Source organism: Bacillus sp. P4_E1 (genome assembly GCF_056401715.1).
The window spans coordinates 303,991-316,590 of the sequence record NZ_JBFUIV010000004.1 but is presented as its reverse complement, the minus strand read 5'-3'; the positions used below and the strand labels follow the sequence as shown (position 1 = coordinate 316,590).

12 protein-coding genes and 1 riboswitch are annotated in these 12,600 nt (G+C 33.7%); of the genes, 9 read left to right on the top strand and 3 right to left on the bottom strand.

All coding sequences use genetic code 11. From position 1 onward, the window contains the following. Nucleotides 1-99 precede the first annotated feature (99 nt). Entirely contained in the window at nt 100-1,329 is a 1,230-nt protein-coding gene (locus tag AC1DS7_RS07925; RefSeq protein ID WP_476998897.1) for an aspartate kinase, read from the bottom strand. Between the two features lie 201 nt (nt 1,330-1,530). Beyond that, nucleotides 1,531-1,717: riboswitch (Lysine riboswitch) on the bottom strand. A 192-nt stretch (nt 1,718-1,909) separates the two neighbouring features. Here AC1DS7_RS07925 and AC1DS7_RS07920 point away from each other — a divergent pair. Genes AC1DS7_RS07920 through AC1DS7_RS07910 form a run of 3 tightly spaced genes read left to right on the top strand, consistent with a single transcriptional unit; the run spans nt 1,910 to nt 5,065 of the window. Beyond that, a complete protein-coding gene (locus AC1DS7_RS07920; protein ID WP_476998896.1) occupies nt 1,910-2,818 on the top strand; it encodes a DoxX-like family protein in 909 nt (302 codons plus the stop codon). A gap of 4 nt (nt 2,819-2,822) precedes the next feature. After that, the gene (locus tag AC1DS7_RS07915) at nt 2,823-3,434 is read left to right on the top strand and encodes a DUF4166 domain-containing protein (RefSeq protein ID WP_476998895.1); all 612 of its coding nucleotides are present in this window, start codon (nt 2,823-2,825) and stop codon (nt 3,432-3,434) included. Between the two features lie 5 nt (nt 3,435-3,439). Then, the gene (locus tag AC1DS7_RS07910) at nt 3,440-5,065 is read left to right on the top strand and encodes a YndJ family protein (protein WP_476998894.1); all 1,626 of its coding nucleotides are present in this window, start codon (nt 3,440-3,442) and stop codon (nt 5,063-5,065) included. Nucleotides 5,066-5,093: 28 nt separating this feature from the next. Here AC1DS7_RS07910 and AC1DS7_RS07905 read toward each other — a convergent pair whose 3' ends face one another. Further along, complete coding sequence (locus tag AC1DS7_RS07905; RefSeq protein ID WP_016103113.1) at nt 5,094-5,579, bottom strand: 8-oxo-dGTP diphosphatase; 486 nt, start codon at nt 5,577-5,579, stop codon at nt 5,094-5,096. A 172-nt stretch (nt 5,580-5,751) separates the two neighbouring features. On the opposite strand from AC1DS7_RS07905, the gene AC1DS7_RS07900 reads away from it, so the two are divergent. The 4 genes from AC1DS7_RS07900 (at nt 5,752) to AC1DS7_RS07885 (ending at nt 10,398) form a co-directional block, all read left to right on the top strand. Continuing rightward, nucleotides 5,752-6,996 (top strand): N-acetylmuramoyl-L-alanine amidase, encoded by a 1,245-nt coding sequence (locus tag AC1DS7_RS07900; protein WP_016103114.1) that lies wholly within the window; start codon nt 5,752-5,754, stop codon nt 6,994-6,996. Between the two features lie 259 nt (nt 6,997-7,255). Further along, entirely contained in the window at nt 7,256-8,635 is a 1,380-nt protein-coding gene (locus tag AC1DS7_RS07895) for an S-layer homology domain-containing protein (RefSeq protein ID WP_476998893.1), read from the top strand. Nucleotides 8,636-8,827: 192 nt separating this feature from the next. Then, nucleotides 8,828-10,090 (top strand): MFS transporter, encoded by a 1,263-nt coding sequence (locus AC1DS7_RS07890; RefSeq protein ID WP_476998892.1) that lies wholly within the window; start codon nt 8,828-8,830, stop codon nt 10,088-10,090. A gap of 29 nt (nt 10,091-10,119) precedes the next feature. Beyond that, entirely contained in the window at nt 10,120-10,398 is a 279-nt protein-coding gene (locus AC1DS7_RS07885) for a hypothetical protein (RefSeq protein WP_002135550.1), read from the top strand. 19 nt (nt 10,399-10,417) lie between these two features. Here AC1DS7_RS07885 and AC1DS7_RS07880 read toward each other — a convergent pair whose 3' ends face one another. Beyond that, nucleotides 10,418-10,882: a hypothetical protein gene (locus AC1DS7_RS07880; protein ID WP_002086342.1), complete on the bottom strand. Its 465-nt coding sequence runs from the start codon at nt 10,880-10,882 to the stop codon at nt 10,418-10,420. 89 nt (nt 10,883-10,971) lie between these two features. Here AC1DS7_RS07880 and AC1DS7_RS07875 point away from each other — a divergent pair, with 89 nt between their 5' ends. Both AC1DS7_RS07875 and AC1DS7_RS07870 read left to right on the top strand, forming a co-directional pair. After that, on the top strand, nt 10,972-11,280 hold the full coding sequence (locus AC1DS7_RS07875; RefSeq protein ID WP_016103117.1) for a hypothetical protein: 309 nt from the start codon (nt 10,972-10,974) through the stop codon (nt 11,278-11,280). A 327-nt stretch (nt 11,281-11,607) separates the two neighbouring features. Next, a complete protein-coding gene (locus AC1DS7_RS07870; RefSeq protein ID WP_476998891.1) occupies nt 11,608-12,420 on the top strand; it encodes a polyphosphate kinase 2 family protein in 813 nt (270 codons plus the stop codon). Nucleotides 12,421-12,600: the final 180 nt, after the last annotated feature.

Sequence of the window (12,600 nt, the reverse complement as noted above, 5' to 3'; positions counted from 1 at the left end):
AAATAACCTTTTTCTCACTTTCCACTATGCAAACAGCTTTCTATTTATATAGGAAGGAAATAGATTCATATAATTTGTTGTAAGTTTTACTGGTGGAAATTAAATCATTTGCACTAAAGGTTCAATTTTCGCCATAAATGATTGATGAAGTGCTTCAACACCCGTTACTAAATGAAGACGGTCAATAACGACAGATACTTTAATTTCTGATGTACTTACCATTTTAATATGAATATCTTCTTCTTTTAAAGTAGTGAACATATTCGCAGCAACTCCTGGGTTAGATACCATACCAGATCCTACAATTGATACTTTTGCTAAATGATTTTCATGTTCTACAGATTCGTAGTGAAGTGCTTCTTGATTTTGTTCCAATACTTCTAATGTTTCTCTTAAATCATTAGAATGGATTGAGAAGGAGAGGTGAACAGTTCCTTCATTTGTAATACTTTGAATAATAATATCCACATTAATATGTGCTGCTGCTAATGTAGAGAAAACTGTTGAAAGTGCACCTTGTTCTAATCCTTTAATTGTGACGCGTGTAATATTATCCTCAAATGCAATACCTTTAACGATTGATTGTTGTTCCATGTTACATTCTCCCCTTACAATTGTTCCGTTTTCTTGTTCCATACTTGAGCGAACTTCTAAAATTACATTATGATTTTTAGCAAATTCAACAGCGCGTGGGTGTAATACGCCAGCACCGAGGTTGGCAAGCTCTAACATTTCGTCATAAGAAATTTCATCTAATTTATAAGCATCTTGTACAACTCGTGGATCAGTCGTATATACGCCGGTCACATCCGTATAAATATCACATTTTTTTGCTTTTAGTGCAGCAGCTAATGCGACAGCAGTCGTATCAGAGCCACCGCGGCCAAGTGTGGTAATTTCATTTTCTTCACTTACTCCTTGGAAACCAGCTACTATAACAATCGTGCCTTCAGTAAGGTGAGACTGAATACGGGTAGTGTTAATGTCAATAATCCGTGCACTACTATGTACAGATTCTGTCGTAATACCAGCTTGCCATCCTGTTAATGAAATTGCGTTATAACCTTTTGTTTGTAGTGCCATTGTTAATAATGAAATGGTTACTTGTTCTCCTGTAGATAGGAGCATATCCATTTCACGTTTACTTGGATTTTCAGTAATAGCTTTAGCAAGTGCTACAAGTTTATCCGTACTTTTTCCCATTGCTGAAACGACAGAGACAATACTATGTCCTCGTTCATATTCTTCAATAATTAAATTTGCTACATGTTGAATGCGTTCGACGCTTCCGACAGAAGTACCGCCAAATTTTTGTACAATCGTTTCCATTACGAATTCCTTCTTTCGTCCATTTTTAAGAATAGGTTAGGACATATACAAATCCCAATATTCCTGTAGTTACCAGAGAGAAAAACAAAAAACACCATCTCAAATAAGTGAGGATGGTGCTGTTACAGGAAAAGGGAAACAGAAAACGGAGCTAATAAAAAAACCGCCAAAAAAGGAATATCATAAAAATGATATCTCTTTTTTGTAGATAGCTCTTCATACGTACACGTCTGTACATATGACAGTTCTGTTTCTATTCGAAAACAGCCCCAATTGATAAATGCAGAGAAATTTATCAATTTCGGCAACACTTCCTTTCCTCTAAAATCATAGACATCTCTGTGTCTCCTTTAGAATACTTATAAGCGTTGCAACCTCTATCTCACGTTTTAGGCGAGAGTGTATGATTTATGAAGTTGTTGGTAACATTTGTTTTATAATAATTTAAATTTTTCAGGGAATCAAGTGTTTTTTGTATTTTTTTGAAATTCTATCTTTTTATTAAATTAGTTTGTGAAAAATGTAGCAAAATCGATTCATTGCATGTACATTGAAAATATAGCGCATGGGAGGTGGAAGGATGGGGAAGAAAAAGCCTATTTATGTAGCCACAGAAATGAACACAACAATGGAGAAACTATGGGCATATACACAAGAGCCTGATATACATACAGAGTGGGATGCTCGTTTTACTGAGATTTCGTATTTAGAAAAAAAAGAGGGAGAACCACAGAAGTTTTTATATAAAACAAAGATCGGATTTGGACTTGAAATAGCCGGAGAAGGGGAATCGATAGGTGAAATAAGAAAAGAAACTGGAGAACGCATTTCCTCTTTAAAATTTTGGACAGACAATCAATTATCACTTATACAAATAGGGCGTGGTTATTGGAAGTATACACCGAATGAAGAACATATTCATTTTGAAACGCAATATGATTATGATACGAGATTTGGTCGTATAGGAAATGTGATAGATTTATATGTTTTTCGTCCACTATTAGGTTGGGCGACAGCATGGAGTTTTGATGCTTTAAAATTATGGTTAGAAAAGGGACTTCATCCTAAGTTGCTAATTAGAAGAACGATGACGTATTGGCTAGTTTGCTTTTTATTTGCTTTCGTATGGTTATATCAAGGGATTGTACCGAAATTGATGTTTACTCATTCAGAAGAAGTAAAGATGCTTTCTGCACTAATCGGATCGAATGAAAGTAGTATTTTTATACTTAAAATAGTTGGATTTTTAGAAATAATATGGGGTGTTATGTGGCTATTGCCACTTCAAAAGCGAAAACTATTTATATTGCATATTATATTGTTGATAATTTTAACATTAGCGGCAGGATCGACGAATATCGCTAGTTTTACGCAACCGTTTAATCCGATTACATTAAATTTTCTTCTAATAGGGTTATCGATTGTCGGTTATATAAATAGCACGAATTTGCCAAGCGCAAAAAATTGCAAGAGGACGAGAAAGGGATAAGTATATGGTTAATATTTATGAAAGATTATTAAGGGATTCTTATAAAAGGCTTCATCCAAAATTGCAGGAACGATATGCGATAACAAAGGAAAATAGCTTTATTGGGGAAGGGGAAATGGATGAAATTTATGGAGGATCTTTTTTCGTTAAATTAATATTAAAAATTACATCGAAGTTTCGAATGTTTTTCTCTGAGCGAGGGCAAAAAGTTCCGTTTGTGATACATAATACCGCTGAGCGAGATGAACATGGAAATGAGTTTGTACGGTGGAATCGTACTTTTTATTTTCATAATAAGAAAAGATATTTTAACGCTGTTATGCAGTTGGATGAAGAAAATAATGAAATTGTAGATTATTTTGGTGAGCCACATTTACTCGTTTCTACATTGAATTTTTATATTGATGAAAAAGGCGGGATGCATATTTCTTCAAAGAAACAATGGTTTTTTATGTTTGGAAGAAAAATCCCGTTACCAAAATTTTTATATGGAGAGGCAAAAATTGTTGAAAGTTATGATGATGCACTGCAATGTTTTCGAATTCATGTACAAGTACGGAATCCGTTAATTGGTTCGTTATTTTCATATAAGGGAACATTTGTGGAAAGGGAATAAACGATATGAAAAATATACTATTTGGGCTTGCTTGCTATATTATTTTTCTAATATGTGAGTGGTCAAATGTAAAACCAGTTGAAGCAATTATTTTATTATCTATTTTGTTATTTATACCGATGTCTTTTTGTATTATTGACAAGAAAAAAAGAAATGGATCGTATGTATTATTTTATAAATTTGTATCGTTTTTATATCCAATCGCAGCAATCAGTGCAATGCTAGCTTTCGTAACAAATCACTATTTCTTTGCGCTACTTTGGTTTGCATATACAGGAATCGTTGCGTTATTTGGTGTAAGTAGATTGTTAGAAAGAGGATGGAAACCGATAGAAGAGACGGCTATCGATAGTGCGTTTATTTATTTGTTTTTAGGTGGTTTTTGGTTTTTTGCTTCAGTAGCAAAGGTTTCAATTATGCACTTTAGTTCTGACATTGTTTTACTTACAGCGGCACACTTTCATTACTCGGCATTTCTATTGCCGTTATCAGCTGGTTTACTTGGAAGGAAAAGAGAAAAGAGAAGTAAAGTGTATGATGCTATTATGTTTATCATAGTCATTTCACCTATGACAGTTGCGATAGGAATTACATACTCAAGGATATTTGAATTTTTTGCAGTGTTCATATATTTATGTGCGATTTATGGATATGGAGTTTACGTGTGGAGAACGAAATTCAATGCTATAAGTGCAAAGATTCTCCTTACTCTTTCATCCAGTACACTTATGGTAACAATAATGTTTTCACTCATATATTCATACGGAAATTTCAAACAAGTAATGACGATTACAATTGCACAAATGGTTTGGATTCACGGTGTTGTAAATGGAATTGGAGTAGCGTTACCAGCATTTGTTGGTTGGATGATTGAAAAGAGTACTCCGAATTATAAATATTACGGGAAAACAATGAGCAGGTTAAGAGGAAATGCGACAGTTGGTGAAGCATTTTTACATAACAGAAATTTAATAGATAGCAAGGAATACAAAGGTTTAGTTGATAAAATGAATGATTTTCATAGTGAGGCATTTGACATGGCGAAGATTCCTTTAAGTATTATTCGTTTTTATGAAAATACAAAAGAGTATGAGTTACAATCGCATATTAAATGGACTCGTTGGTTCCGTCCGGTTGCATTTTGTTATGAGAAAATGAGTAAGCGTGTAGGACAAATACATTTAGGAATGGGCGGCAAGTGGGAAACGATGCATGGCTCTATCATTGGGATAATAGATGAGAAGGATGGAAGAGAGAATGTAAGGGCTTGGCTAAGAAAAAATGAAGCAGGGGAGACAATTTTTGTAGCTCTTTATTCAAAGCATACATACAAGAAAGATACATATATGAATATCGCATTACCTTTACCATATTCGAATATGACTGGTATTTTGAAGTTATGCAATGATGATAATGCTTTAATCATTACAAGTAAGTTAAGAGAGAATGGCAGGGGAGATGAGGGGATTTATTTACATACTCGTTTCTTTACAATACGTTTACCATTAGCAGAGACTTTTATTATTAAAGAGAGCAAGGATCAAATATTAGAAGCTAATCATAGAATGTGGATATTTGGAGTTAAGTTTTTAGAAATTGATTATGAGATTAAGAAAATAGAGGGAAAGTAAGAAAAGCTTGGAGAGATTCCAAGCTTTTTTATGTATGGGTAATTGTCATAGCAACTTGTTTATCCAAGTCTCGGTCCCAAACACGCTGAATTTCAAACGTACCTTTTTCAAAAAATAATGGGAATCTCTCTTTAAACCAATCTTGCATAGGAAGATTGAGTGCTGTATCAATTGGCACCCATAATAATTCGCCTTCAGGAGGATTCAAAAGGAGTTCACCTTCAAATGAATCTGTCCAATAGTTAAATACCATATATCGAACATTTTCTTTCGGATTTACGTATTCATCTAATCCCTTAAATATTAAATTAGAAACAAGTAATCCAGTTTCTTCTTTTACTTCTCTTATAGCGGCTTGAACGATACTTTCTGGGAAATCTACTTTTCCGCCCGGAGCGATGTAACCAGGGAAGCCTAGATGATCCGGCCGTTGTATTAGTAATACTTCGTTATTATGCTGAATCATACACATTGTATAAATGCGGTGTTCGATACTTTTCCAATTCGTACTCATACGAATCTCTCCTCTTATAAAATGAGTCTCATATAGTTTAACTATAGTTATTTGTTCCAAAAAATACAATAATAAGACAAAATTATACAAAATACAATTGACTATTACTAATTTTCAGAACTATAATTACTCTGTTATATAAAAACTTGTACTTGAGAGGGGAATATATTCTATGAAAAATAGAATAATCGCAGCAGCAGTAATAGCAGCTAGTATATTATCTTATTCATCTAGTAGTTTCGCACAAACAAAAACGTTTCCAGATGTCCCAGCTAAACACTGGGCAGAAGATTCTATTAACTATTTAGTAGAAAAAGGTGCAGTTAAGGGTAATGATGCAGGAATGTTCGAGCCTGAAAAAGAAATCACTCGTGCAGAAGCAGCTACAATGATGGCTAAAATCTTAAACTTACCAATCGATTCAGGTGCTAAACCATCTTACGCTGATGCTCAAAAACACTGGGCTACTCCAATCATCGCAGCTGTAGAAAAAGCTGGCGTTGTTAAAGGTAAAGATAACGGCACATTCGATCCAGACGGAAAAATCGACCGCGTTTCAATGGCATCTCTACTTGTAGAAGCTTACAAATTAGATTCTAAAGTAAACGGTACTCCAGCAACTAAATTCAGTGATTTAGAAAAAAGCTGGGGGAAAGCAAAAGCTAACATCCTAGTTGAATTAGGGATTTCTGTTGGTACTGGTAACAAATGGGAGCCTGAAAAAACTCTAACTAAAGCAGAAGCAGCTCAATTTATTACAAAGGCTGACTCAATTCAAGTTGGAAATCCATTAGTGGAAAAGGTAGTTATTATTGATCCTGGTCATGGAGGATTTGATCCAGGGAATCCAGGGCAAGGTGTAGAGGAAAGTGAAATTGTATTTGATATATCTTTAAGATTACAGCAATTGTTAGAAAAAAATACACCTTTAAAAGCTTTGTTAACACGTGAAGAGAACGGAAATCCAGGAAGTAACAAGAATGAGTCTCTTGTGAATCGAGTGAAATTTGGTCAAGAGAACAATGCAGATATATTTGTAAGCATTCATGCAAACTCTTCTCAAAATCATGATGGTTATGGAACGGAAACATATTATTATAAAAAATCCAAGCGTGGAGAAGAGACACAGATTGAAAAGGATAGCGAAGTATTAGCGAAAAAAATTCAAAAGCGAGTAGTAGAGGCACTACATACAAGAGATAGAGATATAAAAGATGATCATTCATTTTATGTAGTAAATAAAAATACAGTACCAGCAGTTTTAACAGAGCTTGCCTTTATTGATAATAATATAGATAATGGCAAATTAGCTACTGAATCAGGAAGACAAATTGCTGCAGAGGCAGTTTATGCTGGGATTTTAGATTATTATGAGTGGAAAGGTTTCGATGTTTCAAAATATCGTTTAGCTAAATAAAAAATATTAATTGTTAAGTCCATCATCTATATAGAGATGATGGACTTTTTATATGAGTTTATATAATTTTGTATCAAAATAAAAAGATATATCGTATTATGCTGATTACAAATAAAATAATGGTAGATTAGTTTATTTGTATCACGTATACTTTTACTGTTGACTAATTAAGAGTTTGTTAGTTTGATAGGGAAAATTTTATTGAAAAGGGAGGCAAGTTAACACGGGACAAGCATATACATAACGTGTTAAAAAAAATATGAAAAAAGTTATTTCTAATGTGTTAGCAGTGACAGTCGCACTTCAAGTAGTGATGGCTCCGGCAACTTCATTTGCAGCTGAAAAGGAATTTCCAGACGTTCCGAAAGATCATTGGTCGTATAAAGCAGTTACTAATTTAACATCAAAAGAAATTATTGCAGGATATGATAATGGTAAGTTTGGATTCGGGGATGTTGTAAATCGTGAGCAAGTAGCCGCATTAATATATCGTGCATTAAAACCAGAAGCGAAAAGCGAATATAAAAATCCATACTCTGATATTAGCGAAGGAACGACAATGTTCCAAAATGAAATTTTAACTTTAACAGATATGGGGATTTTCGTAGGTGATGGTAAAGGAACATTTAGACCGAAAGAATCTTTAACTCGTGCTGAAATGGCTGTAATTTTACAGAAAGCCTTTAAACTAAAAGTAAAAGCTAATCATACATTTAATGATGTTCCGAAAGATCATTGGGCAAATGAAGCGATTAGTGCATTAGAGTCTAACGGTGTTGCTGCAGGTAATGGAGCAGGTGCATTTAATCCAACTAGTGTTTTAACACGTGAAGAATATGCACAATTTTTATATAACGCCATGGCATCATATATCGATTTAGATGTAACATTACCTTCTAATGTAACAGCTCAAGAGATTGATAATTATATTAAAAGATATCATCCCGATAGTCCGCTTGTTGGAGTTGGACAAGACTTTATTAAAGCGCAAAACGAGTATGGCGTGAACTCTTTATATTTAGCAGCACATGCAATCTTAGAGTCTGGATACGGGAAATCAGAAATTGCATATCGTAAACATAATTTATTTGGACTACGAGCGTATGATTGGGATCCATTCGCACATGCAAAATATTTACCATCTTATGGATTAAGTATTTCATACAATGCTGATTATGTGAGAAAGAATTACTTAGAACAAGGTGCTAAGTATTTCAAAGGTTACACATTACCTGCGATGAATGTAATGTATTCAACTGATAAAGAATGGGCTGGCAAAATCGCTAATATTATGGAACGTATTAAGCCTTTCAATAACAAAGATTATCAAAATGTAAAACGATTACCGAAAAACCCTAATACATTAAATGTAGATGCATTAGGCGAAACAATTCCATATAAAGATTATGTAAAAGACGCAAAAACTACTGTTCAGTCGGTAGGATCTTACTATCAAGTTCCATTCCCGTTTAACAACCCAATTAAGAGTGTACCAAACGTTACACAAAATGAAGTTGGAAAATTAGAAAATGGTACAAAAGTAAACGTATATCGTGAAGATCCAAATGGCTGGGTAGAATTCTCACTTGAAAATGCTCCAGAAAAATATTGGACATTGAAGAAGAACTTAAAATTATAAAGTGGAAAGGTGTTTTCATATATGAAAACACCTTTTTTATTTATATTCAACACGTAATATTTGTAGATTCATTATGATTTTCTTTATTATATTTCTACCAATAATTTAACAGTTTCATATATAATTAAAGTTATTAAAGATTGAATTTTCTGTGCTTTTGGTATTAACTTAATTTGAAAAGAGGAGAGAGATATGCAAGGAGAAATACCAACAGAGAAAGCTTTAGGTTATGTCGGTAAATTGTTATTGCCAGTTAAAGTGTCACCACACTTTAAGTTTTTATGGATTGGGCAATTACTTTCGACTTTAGGTAGTTCGATAACGATGGTTATTTTGCCAGTCGTTGTGTATTCATTAACCGGTTCAACAATTGTAATGGGAATGACTATGGCAATGTACATGCTTCCTAATATTCTTGCGTTACCGTTTGCTGGATTAGTCGTGGATCGAATTGACCGAGTGAAATTGATGTTATTTACAGATATAATCCGCTGTATATTAATGCTATTAGTTGCAACACTTATATTTATGGACATTTTAACAATTCCACTTTTATATGTACTTGTTGCATTATATGGACTTATGGAAGGGATATTTCAGCCGGCATATTCAGCTGTAAGAGCGAAAGTATTTGTACCGGAAATTCGAAATGCAGCTAATGCATTAACGCAAATGAGTAATCAAGGAATACGATTAATTGGCCCAGCACTTGGTGGGTTAATAGTATCAGTTACATCTGTAGGGATAGGCTTCGGACTAGATGCAGCAACGTATTTGTTATCATTTTTATGTTTATTATTTTTAAAAGAAATAAAGTTTAATAAAATACAGAAATTTGAAAGAAATAAAGTCAATTACAAACAAGATTTTATGGAAGGGATTCTTGTTCTAAAAAGCCATCCGTGGTTGTGGATTACTATTCTAGTCTTTTCTTTCGTTAATATTTGTTATGCAGGCATTATCGTTGTATTAATTCCATGGTTGTTTAATGTTCATCATCATTTTGAAGCTTACGTATATGGATTGGGTATGGCTGCTTCTGGTGCTGGAGCTGTAATTGCAGCGCTAATTTTTGGTGGGAGGCAGCAGTGGCATAAGAGAGGATTACTTGCGTATGGCGGTGTTTTAATAAGTGGAATGGCACTATTAATTATGCCTTTCGTTTCTTGGGCACCTGTCTTAATTGGATTAATGGCAATTGAAGGATTCGGTATTATGATATTTGGGCTCATTTGGGAAACAAGTTTACAAGAGCTTGTACCAGAAGAAGCATTTGGAAGAGTGGCAAGCCTTGATATGTTAGGTTCATTTGCTTTATTGCCATTAGGATATGTGGTTGTAGGCTGGTTAGCTACTGTAATAGGTGGAAAGATAACAATTATAATGCTAGCTATTTTAGTACTCATAACAATTGGAATGGCATTGTCTGTACCAAGTATTCGGCGGTTCGATTGATTATGTAGGCAAAAAGGGGGGGATGGTATATGACTATAGAAAATCTACATGATTTAGTAGTACATGAGTTGGGATGTAAATACGTTTTGGGAGAAAAGGTATTTGAAGCAAGGAATTTCACGGTGTATATTGCTACTCCTATAGAAAATAAAATGACATATAATCGATTCATCTTAATTAAGCATTTGTCTAATGAAGAGCCTTCCGTACATGTTTGGGACAAAAAAATATGTGTAGACGCTACAAAAATACATATTGCAAAAGAAGTGACAGAAGCAATTCAATCGGGTTTTGTAAATAAAGAGTAAGCCCTAATCAAATTAGGACTTACTCTTCATTAAACACAAATGTTTGCTTCATTTTTTTACTCTCATGTACTGGATGACCGTTGTAAGAGAAATTCTTTTCTTCCCAAGTAATGACAACTTTAAAATTATGGCTATTAAAGTCTAATGGGAATACCATGTAGTCAAAGCTTGTATGACTTTTTGAAACGTTGTTATTAGATGAAGTAGGATTAAAGGTAGCTTTAGATGTAGGTGTGTTATCAAGTATTTCCACCGATACATTTGCAACATCATTACCAATATTTTTTAAGAGTAAACTATACGTATCATATACACCTTGTTTTGGCTGCACGGCTTGCTTGTTTGAGTTATGAGATTTGTCAATTTCGATATACCACTGTTTAGACTTTGACGCAATTGGTAGTGATTGAAATGTGTATGCACTAGCTTGTATTGGTAGTGCTAAGCAGATTAGTGCAAAGAGAGAAAATATTTTTCGTTTCATCTTTAGAGAGCTCCCATTCTTTAAAGGATTTATTTGTTATTATCTTCTCTTTTTAAGATAATATACCATGTAGTTTAGGGGAGGGTATATTGAAAGAATTAGTAAGTATGGGAAGCAGCATGTTTCTACAACTGTTATTTTCGTATATATTTATTTCTGTTGTTTTATTGGAACTCAATCCATGGTATGCGGTAGTGGTTTATGTGGCTATTGCTATAATCAGTCTTCTGCTAGGAATATACTCGATTGCTTTCCCTATGAAGAGTAGCTTGAATACTATTTTTCTAATACTACCAGGTGGAATTATAATAACATTATTTTCAATATTAATTATTGGATTTACAGTGTTTGCTTACTTTTTACGAGAAGGAGATATTCCGGCTGTAATTCGTTTGTAGTATAAGTGAATCGATAGAGCTCCTATCTTTTCGTTATTAATCTTCCCAAGTATGTCACACGCACATTTAAAAAAACAAGGAAACTGTGTAGAGATTTTTCGGCATAGTTTCCTTATTTTGTTTTTTTGATTAATAATAAATGCTTGCTAAAGGATACGAAAAAGCATATCAGGGGGATTAATTTATTAATATAAAGTAGCGTCCAACTTATAAAAGATAGATATAGGTGGAGGGGTACGAGTATTAGTTAAAAGAAATATTAATATGAAAATATTACCAATAAATATGTTAAAATAACATTGTCATATAACAAGGGGGATTCGTTTGATGGAAAAAGAGCATCTTGCTAAAGTAGATTTAACGAAAAAAATTGAATCAAAATCTGAGTACAATAAGAAACTTGAAAAATATCAAATGCGTTTATTGGCACTACAACAAATATTAAAAGAAGAGAAAATAGCCGTTATGATGGTTATGGAAGGTTGGGATGCGGCAGGTAAAGGCGGAGCAATTAAGCGAGTGACTGAACATCTTGATCCACGCGGATTCCAAGTAAATCCAATTGGAGCGCCTGCTCCTCATGAAAAACGGTATCATTATTTGCAACGTTTTTGGCGGAAACTTCCTCAGTACGGGCAAATTACTATATTCGACCGTTCATGGTATGGGCGTGTATTAGTTGAACGTGTTGAAGGCTTTGCTACAAACGAAGAGTGGACGAGAGCGTATGATGAAATTAATGATTTCGAAAAACTATTAACAGATGATCATTACATAATAGGAAAGTTTTTCTATCATATTAGTAAAGATGAGCAGTTAAAGAGATTTACAGAAAGAGAGAACAACCCTCTTAAAAGGTGGAAAATTACAGATGAAGACTGGCGAAATCGTGAAAAATGGGATGAGTATGTCGAAGCAATAGAAGACATGTTTGAAAATACAAATAAGCCGAATGCAAAATGGCATATTATCGCGAGTAATGATAAATTATACGCCCGTTTGAAAACATTGAAAGTAATTATTTCATTAATTGAGGATTATTTCTTAGAGCATAATATAGAATTACCTTCTTATTATAATGAAATAAAAGAAGGAAAGAAAAAGAAAATTGAATCTGTGCAAGATGCAGGAGTCAAATAGTAAAAAGGTTTGTATAGGAAATATGAAGGGAAGCTGTCTTGTAATTTGGTTTTACCAAATTACAAGACAGCTTTTTAGTTGGAAGTATTTTATATATTTATATAAAGCGAGTGTACCAATTATTTTAGTTTGTGCTGTAGTAAGTTTGTTGTTTTAGGAAGGGGAAGCTTTAAGAAAGAG